The 16,553-nt window shown below is 38.0% G+C and carries 19 protein-coding genes; 12 read left to right on the top strand and 7 right to left on the bottom strand.

From position 1 onward, the window contains the following. Nucleotides 1-16: 16 nt before the first annotated feature. Nucleotides 17-1,288 (top strand): RICIN domain-containing protein, encoded by a 1,272-nt coding sequence (locus tag OGI71_RS13270; protein WP_282255962.1) that lies wholly within the window; start codon nucleotides 17-19, stop codon nucleotides 1,286-1,288. Between the two features lie 157 nt (nucleotides 1,289-1,445). Here the strand turns inward: OGI71_RS13270 and OGI71_RS13265 are convergent, their stop codons facing one another. Beyond that, nucleotides 1,446-2,033, bottom strand: a complete 588-nt coding sequence (locus tag OGI71_RS13265; RefSeq protein WP_282255961.1) for a hypothetical protein — start codon at nucleotides 2,031-2,033, stop codon at nucleotides 1,446-1,448. Between the two features lie 110 nt (nucleotides 2,034-2,143). Next, nucleotides 2,144-3,052, bottom strand: a complete 909-nt coding sequence (locus tag OGI71_RS13260) for a diacylglycerol kinase family protein (RefSeq protein WP_282255960.1) — start codon at nucleotides 3,050-3,052, stop codon at nucleotides 2,144-2,146. 54 nt (nucleotides 3,053-3,106) lie between these two features. Between OGI71_RS13260 and surE the strand changes: the two genes are divergently transcribed. Further along, entirely contained in the window at nucleotides 3,107-3,841 is a 735-nt protein-coding gene (gene surE / locus OGI71_RS13255) for a 5'/3'-nucleotidase SurE (RefSeq protein ID WP_282255959.1), read from the top strand. 19 nt (nucleotides 3,842-3,860) lie between these two features. Beyond that, nucleotides 3,861-4,985: an aldo/keto reductase gene (locus OGI71_RS13250; protein WP_282255958.1), complete on the top strand. Its 1,125-nt coding sequence runs from the start codon at nucleotides 3,861-3,863 to the stop codon at nucleotides 4,983-4,985. Nucleotides 4,986-5,202: 217 nt separating this feature from the next. On the opposite strand, the gene OGI71_RS13245 is transcribed toward OGI71_RS13250, so the two are convergent. After that, on the bottom strand, nucleotides 5,203-5,514 hold the full coding sequence (locus OGI71_RS13245) for a zf-TFIIB domain-containing protein (protein WP_282255957.1): 312 nt from the start codon (nucleotides 5,512-5,514) through the stop codon (nucleotides 5,203-5,205). A 15-nt stretch (nucleotides 5,515-5,529) separates the two neighbouring features. Between OGI71_RS13245 and OGI71_RS13240 the strand changes: the two genes are divergently transcribed. After that, nucleotides 5,530-5,757: a hypothetical protein gene (locus OGI71_RS13240; protein WP_282255956.1), complete on the top strand. Its 228-nt coding sequence runs from the start codon at nucleotides 5,530-5,532 to the stop codon at nucleotides 5,755-5,757. Nucleotides 5,758-5,832: 75 nt separating this feature from the next. On the opposite strand, the gene OGI71_RS13235 is transcribed toward OGI71_RS13240, so the two are convergent. Beyond that, nucleotides 5,833-7,110, bottom strand: a complete 1,278-nt coding sequence (locus OGI71_RS13235; protein ID WP_282255954.1) for an AI-2E family transporter — start codon at nucleotides 7,108-7,110, stop codon at nucleotides 5,833-5,835. Nucleotides 7,111-7,541: 431 nt separating this feature from the next. Between OGI71_RS13235 and OGI71_RS13230 the strand changes: the two genes are divergently transcribed. Next, on the top strand, nucleotides 7,542-7,940 hold the full coding sequence (locus OGI71_RS13230; protein ID WP_282255953.1) for a hypothetical protein: 399 nt from the start codon (nucleotides 7,542-7,544) through the stop codon (nucleotides 7,938-7,940). Between the two features lie 52 nt (nucleotides 7,941-7,992). Here OGI71_RS13230 and OGI71_RS13225 read toward each other — a convergent pair whose 3' ends face one another. Continuing rightward, nucleotides 7,993-8,694 carry a family 16 glycoside hydrolase gene (locus tag OGI71_RS13225; protein WP_282255952.1) on the bottom strand — a complete coding sequence of 234 codons (702 nt, stop codon included), beginning with the start codon at nucleotides 8,692-8,694 and terminating at the stop codon, nucleotides 7,993-7,995. 242 nt (nucleotides 8,695-8,936) lie between these two features. Here OGI71_RS13225 and OGI71_RS13220 point away from each other — a divergent pair, with 242 nt between their 5' ends. The 6 genes from OGI71_RS13220 to OGI71_RS13195 are packed head-to-tail and all read left to right on the top strand — an operon-like array spanning nucleotide 8,937 to nucleotide 13,529. After that, nucleotides 8,937-9,578 carry a helix-turn-helix domain-containing protein gene (locus OGI71_RS13220; RefSeq protein ID WP_282255951.1) on the top strand — a complete coding sequence of 214 codons (642 nt, stop codon included), beginning with the start codon at nucleotides 8,937-8,939 and terminating at the stop codon, nucleotides 9,576-9,578. An 8-nt stretch (nucleotides 9,579-9,586) separates the two neighbouring features. Continuing rightward, the gene (uraH, locus tag OGI71_RS13215) at nucleotides 9,587-10,003 is read left to right on the top strand and encodes a hydroxyisourate hydrolase (protein WP_282255950.1); all 417 of its coding nucleotides are present in this window, start codon (nucleotides 9,587-9,589) and stop codon (nucleotides 10,001-10,003) included. Between the two features lie 12 nt (nucleotides 10,004-10,015). Next, a complete protein-coding gene (crtI, locus tag OGI71_RS13210; protein WP_282255949.1) occupies nucleotides 10,016-11,494 on the top strand; it encodes a phytoene desaturase family protein in 1,479 nt (492 codons plus the stop codon). Between the two features lie 4 nt (nucleotides 11,495-11,498). Then, the gene (locus tag OGI71_RS13205) at nucleotides 11,499-12,335 is read left to right on the top strand and encodes a phytoene/squalene synthase family protein (RefSeq protein ID WP_282255948.1); all 837 of its coding nucleotides are present in this window, start codon (nucleotides 11,499-11,501) and stop codon (nucleotides 12,333-12,335) included. Nucleotides 12,336-12,372: 37 nt separating this feature from the next. Continuing rightward, nucleotides 12,373-12,831, top strand: coding sequence for a sterol desaturase family protein (locus OGI71_RS13200; protein WP_282255947.1), 459 nt, complete (start codon nucleotides 12,373-12,375; stop codon nucleotides 12,829-12,831). Further along, nucleotides 12,828-13,529 (top strand): lycopene cyclase domain-containing protein, encoded by a 702-nt coding sequence (locus OGI71_RS13195; RefSeq protein ID WP_282255946.1) that lies wholly within the window; start codon nucleotides 12,828-12,830, stop codon nucleotides 13,527-13,529. Before OGI71_RS13200 ends, OGI71_RS13195 begins: the two co-directional genes overlap by 4 nt. Nucleotides 13,530-13,864: 335 nt before the next feature. Here OGI71_RS13195 and OGI71_RS13190 read toward each other — a convergent pair whose 3' ends face one another. Together OGI71_RS13190 and OGI71_RS13185 are read right to left on the bottom strand one after the other, a co-directional pair. After that, a complete protein-coding gene (locus tag OGI71_RS13190; RefSeq protein WP_282255945.1) occupies nucleotides 13,865-14,026 on the bottom strand; it encodes a hypothetical protein in 162 nt (53 codons plus the stop codon). Between the two features lie 442 nt (nucleotides 14,027-14,468). Then, nucleotides 14,469-15,029, bottom strand: coding sequence for an RNA polymerase sigma-70 factor (locus tag OGI71_RS13185; RefSeq protein WP_282255944.1), 561 nt, complete (start codon nucleotides 15,027-15,029; stop codon nucleotides 14,469-14,471). A gap of 230 nt (nucleotides 15,030-15,259) precedes the next feature. Between OGI71_RS13185 and OGI71_RS13180 the strand changes: the two genes are divergently transcribed. Further along, complete coding sequence (locus OGI71_RS13180; protein ID WP_282255943.1) at nucleotides 15,260-16,411, top strand: FecR family protein; 1,152 nt, start codon at nucleotides 15,260-15,262, stop codon at nucleotides 16,409-16,411. Nucleotides 16,412-16,553 lie beyond the last annotated feature (142 nt).

Here is a 16,553-nt window from a genome sequence, read left to right as displayed (position 1 = left end):
TTAAAATACAAAAATTATGAGAAAAACAACGTTAATGTTTGGTAAGGCAGTCTGTTTGTTTGCCTGTATGATCTACTTATTTGTCGGCTGTCAGAAAGATATTGCCAAAAATGACGAGAACGCTCCCCAAAAAATGAGTAAAGTCAATACGACATTGGCTGGGCCGACATTTGTCAGTGCACATCGTGCTAACGATCTGATTAAAGTTGATGAGATTATCAACGAAGGTATCAAGAGTCTCGAAGTAGATATATATGTAGCCAATAAAAATGGTCAACCGACCTGTCTTATAGGCCATGAAGCCGGAACAGCCACAGGGCAGACATTGGAACAGTATTTTGCGAATCTAAACAATAAGCTTCCAGATTTTACATCACTTTGGTTAGATTGTAAAGATTTGAATAGCGCTACAAATGAACAATTGTTTTTAAAGACACTGAAGAAAATGGATAGCCTATATTCTATTAAAAATAGAGTGTTGATAGAAAGCATGTATCCACAGCATTTGACGGGATTCAAACAGCTCGGCTGGAAGGTGAGCTATTATTGTAACTGGTCAGACTTGAACGGTAAGACCCCTGCACAGCAGCAGGTGGTTATGGACGATATGTATAGTAAACTGAATACCTATGGGGTGGACGGAATTAGTTATGATGCTTCTGTTGATAATGCAATGAAATCCTACTTTCCAACTAAAACTGTTGGCGGTGAACGTGTAAAGATGTACGCCTGGGCATTATCACGCTATTATGGTGAAACTGACTTAGCAAGCAAACTCGCAACTTATGCACATCTCGATATTTTATTGATTACATTTTATTCGCCAGAGGGTATTCTGATCAATGGAGCGAATTACAAGATCGCGTCCGCTTTAACAAAAGAACCTAGCAAGCTCGTTGATGTTAATGGCAATCCACCCGTTAATGGTGAAGATGTTACTTTATGGACTTACAATTATCCGACATCATCCAATCAGGTATGGAAGTTGAGAAGTGTGGGTAGTGGATATTTTGCATTGAAGAGCGTTGCTGATACGACTAAAGTACTGGAAGTACGGGGTGGGGGATCGGTAAACAGTACACCTGTACAGGTCGCCACTTTTGCCAACACTTCTGCGCAACGGTGGAAGATCAGCTATGTGGGAAGCGGTAATTATAATCTGGAGCCTGCATCTGCTCCGGGTAAAAACCTGGATGTAAATGGTTCAAGTACCGCAGACGATACCCCGATACAGATCTATTCAGCACATACAGGAAACGCACAAAAATTCAGATTGGTGAAACAATAAAATTGACAGCAATCAAGGCATTTATTTTGCCTTTAAATTGATAAAAGATTGGTAATTTAGTGTTCAATGTTAGCGCGACAGCGAATTTAATATTCAAAGTCGCGCTTTTTTCTTTGGTCCATAAGAACTGACACAGTTCAGGTTACAGTCTCATCATTTACCGAATTTTACTTGCTAAATCTAAATAATACTGCTTTCCATATTCATTATTAGACTTTTGCGCTTTGTTTTTAAAATAATCGCTAGCCACAACTTTATATTCTACCGGAATACTATCCATATATAAATCTATTAAGCTTTCAAAAGCACTTTCCGCTACCTTTTTTGGCGACATCATTTTGATGTCCATAATATACTTCCATTTGCTATTATATGTTTTAAAAGAAATCAATCTTGGCAGAAATAAAGCGACATAAGCACCTACATTTTTTCTATAGGTATTTTTCAACATGAATTCATAAATGGCCTTCGTTTCAGGTATGTGATATCGCTGTATCATATTTCCGATGGAAGAGATTAGAAGAACAACAAGCTTGGTCTTGTCACAATGGTTGTCATAAATAGCCAAAAGGTTTTCCACCAATTTGGCGTCGTTAAAAAGGTCATTGTAAAATCCGGAAACTTCTAACCTTGGCATTTTCTCAAACTCTTTTATTAACTGAAATAGTTCATCATCATTTAAACTATTCCAGTCTTTAATTCTCTCTATCAATAGGCTGATCTTTTCGATGTTCTTTTTGGACATAATAGCGGGATAGCAATTCTCTAGGTAAGATACATTTTATTTCTTAGTTATTTGTGCTTACTGATCTGCTACTAGTTTTGGAATGGCAAATCTCTTTTTGATTAAGAATATCATTTGCCTTCCACAATAATTTCGATCAAGCTATCGAGCAATGAAATCTTGAGTTGCTCTCCAGCATAAGCCTTGCACTCATCATCAATGTGCAATTCTGTTCCCTGCCACTCCATGGCTAAGCGGCTTGCTCTAATAGGCTCAATATTAAATGTCACGTTCTTTTTATTCAATAACCCATCTATATAAGCAACCAGTTCCTGGCGTTGATCGGCGCTTACGACTATAATATCAAATTGTCCATCTCCCGGATCAGCATCCGAAGCTAGTACCAGTCTGGGGCCCATGCTCGAGATGTTCATGATTTCAGCCATAATGCAGTCTTTTTCAATGCTACCCGTAGCGGTTACGAGTTTGAGCACTTTGGCTGGGAATGTCAGCGCTAATTTTCGGAGTTGCTTGAGCGCGATCCTAATTTCATCTTCTGCACTGGCGGTATTTAATTTTTTTTCACCCATTTTCTCCATCAGTATGGGGAATAGACCGAAGCCAATAGATTCGATAAAATGTAAGGGTTTTCGTTCTAGACCTGTTACCATCCCAACATCGAATTTTTTAAGCTGGAACTGACTCCATAGACTCATAGCCTGTTTACAGTCCAAAGGAATACCCAAAGAAATGGCGATGTTGTTTGCTGTCCCCTGGGGCAAGATCGCTATCGGTCTTTTAAATCGTAGCTTTTTTTCTAATAGCGCCATAATAGTCATTTTTATCGTGCCATCGCCACCGGCTAAGGCAATGATATCGGTCTCTGGATCGATCTTTTTGACGGCATCTTTTTTAGCGACTACTGTGCAATGGTGTCCCAGTTCTTCAATCAGCTGACATAGTTCGTCTTTGTCGCCATTGTCATCATCCCCAGCAGCTGGATTGTGTACTAATCTTATTTTTTTGCCATGTTCTTTCATATCAGCTGAACAAAGCCTGCTTGAGATTGGTTTTCATAGAAAAGGACAATTAATATGAATATACTTATCACCAATGACGACGGTATCTATTCACCAGGCATAGCCGCCCTAGCAAAGACCGCGAGGCAGTTTGGTACCGTTAGGATTGTTGCGCCAGATGTTGAGCAGTCGTCCATGGGTCATGCCATTACTCATTCTCGCCCCCTGAGTTATCGTACTGCCCCCATTACATTTGAGGAAATTGATGCTTTTCGGGTGAATGGGACACCTGCGGACTGTGTAGCGCTAGGCTTGCATATGTTTCCCGATACGCAGGTTGTGCTTTCGGGCATTAACATGGGGTCCAACCTTGGTAATTCCATGTGGCATTCAGGCACACTTGCTGCGGCAAAACAGGCCATGCTCCTCGGTATTAGAGGTATCGCGCTGAGTACACCAGTCGGCAAGACGGAGCCAGATTTTGAAGGACTATCTCAATGGACCGATGATGTACTCAAGATCTTGCTCAATGATAAAGGTCCTGCGCTATATAATGTGAATTTCCCTCCAAAACCAGAGGGAGTTGTATGGACAAGACAATCGGTGCGGCTCTATGATGGCAATGTAGTACCTGGTCAGGATCCCATGGGAAGAAAAAACTATTGGATTACGGTAGTACCACTTGAGCCGGCGGAGGAAGGGACAGATCGCTGGGCGGTAGAAAATAAACTGGTATCCATAACGCCGCTACGGCTGGATTTGACTGCACATGATGAACTTTCGGCCAGAATGTTAAGCGAACGGAAATGAGACCGATAGGATCAGACATATGAAAAGAAGGCAATTTTTAGCAGAGACAGCCCTTGCGGGTGCAGGTTTTGCACTGAGTGCGGCGACACCTGATATTTTATCAACAACATTAAAAGAACATAAAATGGCAACAGCTCAAAATTTAACAGAAAAGAAACGATTTCGTCCCGTTGATAAAGCTGGATTTGGTGGGGTCGCATTGGGTAATGGATTTCAGCAAAACTCAGATCTTGAATGTCTACAAGCAATAGAGGCCGCATGGAATGCAGGGATACGATTATTTGATACCTCTCCATGGTATGGTCTGGGGATCAGCGAACGTAGAATGGGTCTGTTTTTAAAAGACCAACCGCGTGACAGTTTTACACTGTCGACTAAAGTAGGGCGACTTATGGAACCGAAAGAAGATTTTACGATGGAACAAATACTATGGAAGGGGAAACTAAATTTTGGTTATAAGTATGACTATAGTGCTGCTGGTGTCAGGAGAAGTGTGGAAGATAGTCTGCAGCGCTTGGGCTTATCGTCTATAGATATTGTTTTTATCCATGACCTTTCACCTGATAATGGCAATATGAAAGATAGTTATGCGCACTATTTTGAGGCGGCGGCCAAAGGGGCGATGCCAGAGCTGACTAAAATGAGAGAAGAGGGGATTATCAAAGGCTGGGGGTTAGGTGTTAATACCATTGAACCTATATTGCAGACATTGAGTGTTGCAGATCCCGATATCTTTCTTTCTGCCTGCCAATATTCATTGATCAAACATGAGGATGATCTGAATAAGGTTTTTCCAAAAGTAGCTGAAAAAGATGTGTCCATCGTTGTAGGTGCACCCTTATGTGCTGGATTTCTGTCTGGTAAAGACCGTTATTTATATGATGGAACGTTCCCTGCCGGGGTAAAGGAAAAACTGAACGCCTTACAGCGTGTAGCTGAAAATCATGCTGTGGATCTGCGAACAGCAGCTTTACAGTTTGCGGCGGCCCCAGCCGAAGTGTCAGGTGTTATACCAGGCGCACATACCGTCGAGCAGGCAATACAAAATGCCCAGTCCTTCAAGACCAAGATACCGGCCGATTTTTGGGAGGAATTAAAGCATGAAAAACTCATTGTAAAAAATGCCCCGGTACCGAAGGCTTAATACATTAGATCTGCCTCTTTCAATATCGGTTTCTTAGCAATCGAGGTTTGAACGTAAATGCCTTTATATGTTGTTGATTGCGGAATGTTCTGGTAAGGCCAAAAGAGATCAAAATGCTGAAGGCGAATTATACACACTAAAAATGTTTTTTTATTCTCTATATCAACAAGTCCGATATATGTCAGACTTGTTGATATATAATTCAAATAGACTATTTTTAGTCAAAATCAAAAAGATCGGAGAGAAAAGATTTTTTCTTTCGACCATGTTGATACTTGTGATTGTCCGAATGGTGCCTATTATCGCTGTAGTGTTGCTGTGATTGATAATTTTCTCTTTCGTACTTATCGTAATTGCTAGATTCTCTATTGTTAGCATAGCTACTGTCGTTGTCGTTGCCTGCTTGTTCCAATAATTTATCCAGCTCACCTTTATCAAGCCATATACCCCTACAGTTTGGGCAGTAATCTATTTCAATTCGTTGACGCTCCGTCATCAGTAGTGTTTCGTTACAGTTTGGACATTTCATATTTTTCGAATATTTATGAAAAACAATATAATCAAAAATGCAAAACCAATAGCTTTACTATGGTGTTATTTAGCAATTTTTAACTTAGTAATTGCAGTAGCCTATTTTGGAATAAAACAGGCTATCAATATAAATATGGCTTACAAATCATTATGGTTTGAATCCGATATTTGTTTGAACGTTTTATTTTCAGGCCGTATGTTTAAAAATTCAACGAGTACAGAAAATGTCACCGCGAAATAAATCTATCCTTATGGAGTATGCTGGCCTATTTCTAACCCCATTAAGAGGTTTACAATTTGCTTTTTTTAGGTTAAATCATTTATTAGCATTTTTATAATCCTCTTTCGGTGGATCTTTATAAGGGAGTTCTTCAGACTCATTGATTTCGGTATAAGTTATTTCCGTATTAGGCGTACCTTTAGTTTTATCTTCAATATGTACGTCTATGTCCATTTTTATATTTTTAGTGTTTTTTGGCATTTTTACAATTCCCCATTTCATCAGCAGTTCCTGCGTGGAATTACGCTTGAGGTGTTCTTTCTCAGGTTCACCGATCAAGAAACCTATGGCTTCCATATTTGGGTTCGCATCAAATATCACCTTTAGTGTTGCTATCAAAGGTAAAGCGATGATTAATCCAGCTAACCCGAAAAGCATACCACTTAAAAGAATGCCGATAATTGCCATTAAAGGATTGATACTGACTTTGCTACCCACTATATTGGGGGTAATAATATTACCTTCTAAGAATTGTACCACCTGAAACCATGCTACCACACCTACTGCATACCAGGCACTATCTTTTACTGCCAAAGCGAAAAGTGCAGGCAAAATAGATCCGATAGCTATTCCGATATAAGGTAATAGCATTAATAGGGATGCCAATGAACCAAAGAACCATGCATAGTCGATTCCCAATACCATTAAGCCCACTGTATTTAATACTGCTACAATGCCCATTACTGTGATCAGACCAACAAGGTAACTTTGTACGACATTGTAGATTTTATTTAATACTTCGTTTACTTTATGTTGTGGTGAGGATTTAAATGCTTTAAAGAAGAACTCACGAAAGAAGTCACGATAATACAATAAGAAAAAAGTCAGCAGGGGTACCAGAATCGCACTTGCCAATATATTGCCAATAGACCCAAAAGTGCTTGACAACATACTGCCAGCGTTTCCCATTGTTTTATTGGTTTGTTCACGGAGTTTCTCCATGATTTCCGTACGTTCGATGCCAAAAGTCTCCTCGAGCCATTTCTGTCCGCTTTCCAAAACAGAGATCACCTTTTCAGTAATAGCTGAGGCATCTTTCCCGATGAGGATACTCTCATAGATTATAAACCAGCTTAACCCAGAAATTAAAGCAATGGACACAATAACTGCCAATATCGCTGAGAAAGCCTTCCCCAACCTTATTTTTTCAAATAATCGAGCAAGTGGGTATAGAGATATTGCAATTAATATTGAAAATATTACAGGAAGCAATACACCCTGTGTAACATACATAAGAGCAAGGATGAGAGTCAATGCTAATAAGCTCGATGCCAATTCAAAGGAATAAGGTTTTTTGATATCATTATTTTCCATGTAATTTTGCAAATCTTATTTATATTTATTTATGTTCACGATAGCGAGATCGAGTGTATGCCTATGCAATCTAAAGTTTATATAAAAGTGCATTCTTTGCCCTGTTTGCCAAGATATTTTTCCTTATAATTACCTGTTTACAAGATTTTTTACTGATTTTCATTATTATCATGCTTATATCTATAAGCAGAATCGCCCACATAATGTTTTGGATTTTTATGAAATCATTATTTTTACTCTCTGCTACTTAATTAGGCTTCCTCCAATATGGTTCCTGTCGCTAAATGCTAAATAATGATAGAAATAGGAAGATTGCTTTTGAATGGCATTTCATATAGGGGACTTATTGTTTTTAGGATCAATCTTCAGGAATAGTTCGTATTCTTCATTTGGTACGATAATTGGGTTTAAAGACAAAACTAGATTTATCTATGGAAAGAGCTTTTAAAATATTTTTGCTGTTATGCACCGTTAGTTTTATTTGCCTTAGTTGTACAAAAGACGAGAATTCAGATTCATCGAACTTTCAGGTTACTTATACCTTAAAGGGGCCTGCAACAACGGCGCAAGTTCAATATACCCCTACAATTACAGATCCTTATAATATTCCTAATGACTATGAAGAGATTGTTACGGCCCCTTGGCAAAAGACAGTAACATTGATAGATGCGATAGGTGGTGCTGGATTCTCCGTTTCGATTGACGGTGGAAGACCTGGAGCCAAATATCAGATATCGATTTTAGCTAAAGACGGTACCGTTTTAAAAGACGGTGAATTGGTGCTGGATAACGAAGGGGAGGGAGTCCTTCTGATAAACTATTATAAATAGATATTGCAGCTATATATAGCTGTTCAAAAATTCAATTTCTCTATTTGAGGACTTATTTACTTGTCACTTTCAAATCCCTAAAAAAGCCTTCGGTTCCGATATCGACAAAAAGACCAATGGCTCCAGTTTTATCGGCGCCCATTTTGAGATCATTAACAATAAGATTAGGTAGCTTGGCGTCATTTATAAATAGCTTGGCTGTTTTACCTTTTACCTCAATTTTTAATTTGATCCACTCATTTGGTGGAATAGGGGCATAAGACTCATATTGCCCAGGGGCAGTAGCTCGGGAATCCGTAAACTTAAAATTTGGATAGGAAAAGTATTGAATAGTCCGGTTTCTTCTCAACTGATCATCTGCGATGCTATTTGTAGGACGTAGATAGATACTTTCAAATCGGGAATTATTTTCATTGATACGAAATGCTAGACCAATAAAACCTCTGGCATGTGCTGGTGCATCTGGAAGTAGCCGTGATAAAACTTTTACCTCTATCACGCCATCTTTAAAGTCGAGGTCATTGATCCTGACATAGGTTGCTTCATCGTCAGCAAGCACTTTTGGTGATTTAGTCACTCGGACAGCTCTTTTGCCATCGATATTCTGTATGGACATGGAGGTCTGTATAGCAGAAAGGTTACTTTCTTCGATTTTTATTTTTTGTGCATACGTTGAGTTTACGGTTAATCCCATAAATAAAATGATGGTAAAAACCCGCATATAATTAATCGTGTAAAACTTAATTGTTTTCATGTCTTATCAGTAGTTGAATTATGAGTTATAGCAAAGTTATCCCATTCCAACTATAATAATTAATAAACTACCTTAAGAAATACCCTTAACCTAGTTTAAGGGTTAAGACTCCATCGTAATGATGTTTTTACCAATCCATGTCTAGACCTACTCCCTGGTGTTTAGTGTATTTTTATTCTAAAAAATCATTATTTAAAAATAAATAAAACTTTAATAGTATATTAGTGTTCTAATTTTGAGTCATGAAGTATAAACTTTTAGAAGGAATCCTACCATTGATTGAGCAATTCGAGGCAGATAATTTAAATGGTAATTATGCCAATGATGCTGAAGGGTTTAAGCGCTGGGTTGTAAATGAGCAAAGTAATATGCTTGTCGATCCACATTGGGAAGGCAAGGAAAATGGGCGTAGTCCGGAGAGTGTCATCAGTACTCTAATTGTGCATATGAATAGATTCGCTAAGAGTTATTCAAAAGCTGCAATTTGGGGATCTCATTTTTCTACCCAAGAGGAATTTATCTATTTGATTACGCTAAAATCATTTGGGCAGATGACAAAAATGGAATTGATCAAACGAAATATTCATGAAAAGCCAGTCGGTATGGCTATTATAAATCGTTTGCTCAAACAAGGATGGGTAAGTCAGGAGGAATCTGAATTGGATAAGCGCAGTAAGGTGATTTACATTACAGAAACTGGTTTATTGGCATTGGAACAGCAAATGGGACGCATACGTCACGCTACTCGGATTGTTTCAGGTGATCTCACTAATGAGGAAAAAATGATACTTATCAACTTGTTAACTAAACTGAGCGATTTCCACCAAGTGATTTACGATAAAAACATTGCTGCAGAACAATTATTGGACAAAGTTAAAATATAGCGAAACAGATGATTAGTAGAATAGGATACTTTTTTATGTTGTTTTTCCTTGTTTTTGGATTGACAACCTATGCACAAAAACCTCATTATCAATTGTCAAGTCATATTCTGGATATTTCTAAGGGAAACCCAGCCCAGGATGTTAAAGTTGATTTGGAGAAGTTGGCGCCAGATAACCGATGGACTGCTGTAGCCAGTGAAAAAACGGATTCCAACGGTCGCATAAGTAATTTTTTATTATCTGGAAAAGACGCTAATAAAGGGATATACAAGCTTAAATTTCATACCCAAAGTTATTTTCTGAATCAAAAAATAGAAACCTTTTATCCGTATATCGAGGTAATATTTGAAATAAAAGACAATAGACATTATCATGTTCCGATCACGGTAAGCCCATATGGGTACTCCACGTATAGAGGAAGCTAAAATCAGAAGAAAATGAAAAAGAAAGTAGCAGTAATTGGTGCAGGTTTTTCGGGGCTTTCGGCGGCAGCTTATTTAGCTAGGGCGGGTTATGACGTGCATGTTTTTGAAAGACATGTACTGGCAGGTGGGCGTGCACGTCAGTTTTCCACGCCTGAAGGCTTTAGGTTTGATATGGGACCCAGCTGGTATTGGATGCCTGATATTATAGAGTCCTTCTTTTCGGATTTTGGCCATAGCACAGCTGATTTCTTTGAACTTGTTTCATTGAATCCACAGTTTGAGATGATATTTAATTCCGGACAGATCAGTGTGCCTGAATCATACGAGGATTTAAAACAATTATTCGAACGGATTGAACTGGGGGCAGGTAGGAAACTGGACAAATTTATGCAGGCAGCTAAATTCAAATATGAAGTCGGGATGCGTGATTTTGTCAATAAACCCTGCCATAGTTGGTTGGAGTTCGCTTCTCCAAAAATTGCACGTAGCGCGTTCAAATTAGATCTGTTATCAAGCTTTAGGACTTACGTTGCAAAATATTTTAAGGATGAAAGGTTACGGACCTTGATGGAATTTCCCGTTATTTTTTTAGGTGCCTCACCCAAAGATATTCCGGCATTGTATAGTCTGATGAATTATGGCGGTTATGCACTGGGAACGTATTACCCCAAAGGAGGATTTTTTCAGCTCGTGCTGGCTATGCAGCAGGTAGCTGAAAAACAAGGAGCAACTTTTCATTTTGGGCACTGCGTTGAAGCACTTAAGATCGAAAATAAAGCGGTCACCTCGCTCACAGTTAATGGTGAAAATCGAAAGTTTGATCTTGTTGTTGCTTCAGCGGACTATCACCATATTGAATCGCTATTGCCCCAAGGATTGAGAAATTATGATGATGCCTATTGGAAAAGCCGGACCTTTGCTCCTTCCAGCCTGATTTATTATCTTGGTATGAAATCCACTATTCCTAATCTGATTCATCATACTTTATTTTTTGAACATAACCTAGATGATCATATAGATTGTATTTATGGAGAGAAAAAATGGCCTCGAAACCCGTTGTTTTATGCCTGTTGTCCTTCCAAAACGGATGCTCATGTTGCACCCTCGAATGCTGAGAATCTTTTCTTGTTGATGCCTTTGGCGACAGATATATCGGATAACGAGGATATACGTGAAGAATACCTAATGCACATGTTAGAACGTCTGGAAAAGCATACTGGTACAAAAAATCTATACGAACAGATTTCATATAAACGAAGTTACTGTGTCAGCGACTTTGTGAACGATTATAATGCCTACGGTGGAAATGCTTACGGATTGGCCAATACACTTAAGCAGACTGCGGTATGGAAACCAAAGGTTAGAAATAAAAAAGTGCACAATCTTTTTTATACAGGTCAGTTGACTGTACCTGGTCCTGGTGTACCGCCGTCCATCATTTCTGGAAAGATAGTCGCTAAAGAAGCCATTGAATTATATCATAAATCATAAGACCATGAAGAAGTTATTTGATGAACTCGCTTATGAAGTGAGCAAAAAAACAACTGAGAAATACAGTACAAGCTTTTCGCTTGGCATTTTGGCTTTGAAACCAAGCATCCGTCATAGTATTTACGCGATTTATGGCTATGTTAGACTTGCAGATGAAATCGTCGATAGTTTTCATGGATATGATCGGCAACGATTATTGAGGCGCCTGTATTTAGAAACAAACGCTGCTTTGGAAGAAGAAATTTCCTTGAACCCTATTTTGCAGTCCTTTCAAGAGACCGTACGCAAATATGACATCGACATTGACCTTATCAATCAATTTCTGCATAGCATGGAGATGGATCTGAAAAAGATAGATTATAATTCAGATCGCTATAAAGAATATATTTATGGTTCGGCAGAGGTTGTAGGATTGATGTGCTTACAGGTTTTTACTGAGGGAGATAAACAACGCTATGAGGATTTGAAACCTTATGCTATGAAACTTGGATCTGCATTCCAAAAAATAAACTTTTTGCGGGATCTCAAAGATGATTATCATATCCTCGGTCGCACTTATTTTCCAAATTTGGATATGGCTGTATTTGATAATGTACTCAAAAGCCAGATTGAAGATGAAATCCACAAGGAGTTTCAAGAAGCACTTTTGGGCATTAAAAAATTGCCTTCCTCGGCTAAGTTTGGTGTCTATCTGGCTTACAAATATTATCTTTCACTTTTTGCAAAGATCCGAAAGAAATCATCGAAGGAAATTTTAGAAAATAGAATTAGAATACCCAATACTCAAAAAGCCTATGTCGCTCTCAAAAGCTATTTGCGATACAAAGTCGCTTATTTATAAATCTGCCTAAAATTTAAAATAATCAGCGAATAAACATATGAATTTTATTACTGTACTGATCACTTTTGTTGTCATGGAAGGTGCTACCTGGGTTATCCATAAGTATATTATGCATGGTTTCTTATGGGTATTGCATAGAGACCATCATGATCATAGCAATGAAGGTTTTTTGGAAAAGAACGATTACTTCTTTGTCATCTTTGCATTGCCTACCATTGCGCTAATGTATTTTGGATCGCTAAAAGATTATAATTACCTATTTTATATTGGCCTGGGGATTATGTTCTATGGTATGGCTTATTTTTTTGTGCATGATATTTTTATCCACCAGCGCTTCAAATTTTTGAGTAAAACAAACAATAGGTACTTTTTGGCACTTCGTCGTGCCCACAAGCAGCATCACAAACATTTGGTCAAGGAAGAAGGAGAGTGCTTTGGCTTTTTATATGTTCCGTTGAAATACTTTAAAATGTACAGTAATAATGAAAAAACATGATGCAGTATACTTATTCACTTATCTTATTTTTTACGGTCATAATATGTTTTGTCGCTTCCTTCGACAAGCGGCTTCGATTTGATCGAGAGTTTGTCCCATTTTTAAAAGCTTCGGTTATTGTTGCACTGTTTTTTATTGCATGGGATGTCTGGTTTACCAGTCGTGGCGTTTGGTGGTTTAATACAAAGTATACCTTGGGCATTGTCTTGGTTGGATTACCTTTGGAGGAATGGTTATTTTTTATCTTTATTCCTTTTTCTTGCATATTCACCTATTTCTGCCTGGATAAATTTTTTAGATGGCAACATCTTAGTGCTTTTAACAATATTATTGTCTTTGTCAGTATAATTGTATGCGCAGTTGTAGCGCTTCGCTATGCTGACCGAATATACACCTTGGTGACTGCTGTAGTCACGATAGTGACATTACTGGTGTTCCACTTTGTTATGCGGGTACAATGGATAAGCCGGGCCTCTTTGGTTTTCACAGTACTTATGTTAGGATTTTTGCCTGTCAATGGTATACTCACAGGAACAGGATTGGAATCACCAATAGTCAATTATAATCCAGCGGATTTTATGGGTATTCGGATACTCACCATTCCTATAGAAGATGCGGTTTATGGATACACCCAGTTTCTATGGGTACTTTATTTTTTCAAAAAATTTCAAACCAGATCACATGATCCCAATTCATAATTTTTCTTGTAAAAAACTCATGGACAGTAAAATGTTGCCCGTTACCGAAAATGATTAATCTTGATGATCCCGAATAATTTTCTTATGACCTATCTCCAAAAAATTGGATCATGTAAAGTAGGGACCTGAGCGGGTGAATCGCGATTTTGCAGAACATACGTCTCAACGACAGGCATATTGCAGCTTAAAGGTGTGTCCATTTTATTGCAGTAATTCCATCCTGAAAAGTAGTTTATTAAAAATAACAGGTAGTTCTTGTCTATTAAAACACAGAACTACCTGTTGACGCACTTTCGCTATAATTATCCTAGGAAATGCGTTTTGATAGATTATAGCTACTCGTTATTATCATTATGAGGATTATGACTTTGCCCCCATTCCTGTCCCTCATGTGAATGTTCAGGCCGATTTGAGTTGGAGCCTGCAGCAATTCCTTGCTCTAGTTCGATCACAGATACGTGGATCTGTGGTGCGCAATAATTTGTTTTTTTGTCCATGATTTTGTTTTTTTAATTGTGTAATATTTGTTTTAGTTTAACTATACCATATAACTAAAGACCTAATGCTAATGCCGTGTGATTTTAAATATTCTTAGAATATGTGTGTTTTCGTTAATATCTAAAACTTCGTTGTTACAATTATAGGGATGCTGTTTTATTTAATTTATGTGTTCGTGTGCTTATAAATTTTATTGTAGAGAAATGTTTACGGTTTTTCGTAAAGATGATTTAACATGTGTTAATTTAAATTGCGCTAATTCGGGCGTGGGGATGTTTTGGAGTGGGATTTAAGGGAGATGATCGTTTTATCCAGAATAAAGAGTTTAGTATCTCCTTCGTAACGAAGAAGTTATTAAGCTATTTTTAAGGAGAACTTATTTGAACCTGGCATGAATAGGGGTAGTCAAGTAGGGAGATCATAGGCCAGGAGGCACATTCGTTACAAAAGTAAGATAAGGAATCTATTCAGCTTGTTCCGTAATGTCTTAATTGCTTTACCGAGATGGGCTTCCACTGTTTTTTCGGAGATATTTAGTTCTGCCGCTATTTCTTTCTGAGACATATGTTTATCACGGCTCATCCGAAAGACAAGCTGACATTTTTCTGGAAGTTCGGTAATAGTTTTTTCGAGTATTTCTTTGAGATCGAGAAACTCAAGCCATTGTTGTGTCGAATCATCTAAGATAGATGTGGTCATACTCTTCACATATTTTTGTTGGTTATAATGTTTGTCCAGTACTTTGATAATTCTATATTTTACTGATATGGCCAAATAAGCGCTTAAGCTTGTCGTTATATTAAGCTGTTCTCTTCTATCCCACAAGGATACAAATATATTTTGCACCACCTCTTCTGCTTCTTCGGGATTATTGAGTTTTAGGCTTGCGACGTGGAATAGCCGTTTCCAATACCTTTTATAGATTTCAGCAAAAGCATTATGATCACTTCTGATCATCAAAGCGATCAGGTCAGCATCGGGATAAGTTCTAAAGTCGATCATAGTTTATACAGCACTTTATCTACCTCCATCAAAGCAAGTGATATGCAAATCTGTATATTATTTTGAAAATAATAACAAAAAAAATCATTTCATGTCTATAATAAATTTTCAGCTTACCTTGTTTTGTTAAAAAAGCAACTCAAGGGGGATCTTAGACATAAAAAAAATATTTTTTAGCATCGACTAAGGGATTTGTATTTCACAGGAGACATCATTTAAAAGCCCTAACTATGGAACCGGACGATAATATACAACAGTATCAGTACTTAGCTTCAAAATGGCTAGATAAAACCATTACAGAAGAGGAACTACAGGCGTTTGATTCATGGTATAATAGTGATCTGCAAAAAGAGGTTGAGTTATCAAGCTCTTTTGCAGCGTCTGAAGAGCAGCTGGAAGGGCGAATATTAGAAAAAATCATTCAGAAGATCGATAGGTCACGGGAGGTCGTGCTATGGCCACGTATTGCAATTGCAATGTCCTTCCTGATCTTCTTGAGCATAGCCTTTTTTATGTTTCAGCACCGTGACGCAGCACAAGATCAAGATATTGCTACGTCAGTGGATAATCGCATTTTGTCTGGTCGAACTGGTGCAACGCTGACCCTGGCTGATGGAAGGCGGATTTCCTTAGAAGCCGAAAGGACAGGAGAATTGGCATTTGAAAATGGGATTCGTATAACTAAAACTGCAGATGGTCAACTTCAGTATGAAGTTGAAAATAATCAGCAGCTGGGCAAGGGTGTTAATATTTTGAGTACCTCAATCGGCGAAACCTATATGGTCACCTTGCCCGATAAATCAAAAGTATGGTTAAACGCAGCTTCTTCTATCGAATTTGAAACAGGATTCAATGATCCTGAAGTTCGCCTGGTCAAATTAAAAGGTGAGGCCTATTTTGAGGTTTCAAAAAATGGGAAAAGACCTTTTATAGTGTCATCGGATAAACAGCAGGTTGTTGTATTGGGAACGCATTTCAATATCAATGCCTATCCGGACCAGCCTTATGCCGAGACAACTTTGGCCGAAGGCTCTGTAAAAGTTACCGATTTAGCAACAAAATCATTTAAGATTCTTAAACCTTCGGAGCAGTCCCGTGTTAGCAAAAGCGTTATTGATGTTAAAACAGTCAATGTAGACGAAATGTTGGCCTGGAAAAATGGGGAGTTCGCCCTGGGGTCGCAAAATTTCGAAACGATATTAAGGAATATCGAGCGATGGTATAATGTGCAATTTGATTATACGGGAATACCAATTAATGATATCACATTAGACGGATGGATTTCACGTAGCAGCGAGCTCGCAGATGTGTTGCACAAAATAGAAAAAGGAACAAACATAAGATTCAAAATCAGAGGAAGGAGGATTATTATAAGTAGGTAAAAAATGAAAACAAACTAAAAGGTCAGAAGGATCTTTATCCTTCTGACGATGAAAAGTAAATATCAATTATTTAATTCAAAACACTACAGCTTGGAACCTAATCGTGTTTTGCTAACCAATATTTAACTCAAATGTATAAAAA

This window comes from Sphingobacterium sp. ML3W, from assembly GCF_029542085.1.
Classification (GTDB): domain Bacteria; phylum Bacteroidota; class Bacteroidia; order Sphingobacteriales; family Sphingobacteriaceae; genus Sphingobacterium.
The sequence above is the reverse complement of the archived record's forward strand: the minus strand, read 5'-3'. Positions and strand labels throughout refer to the sequence as shown.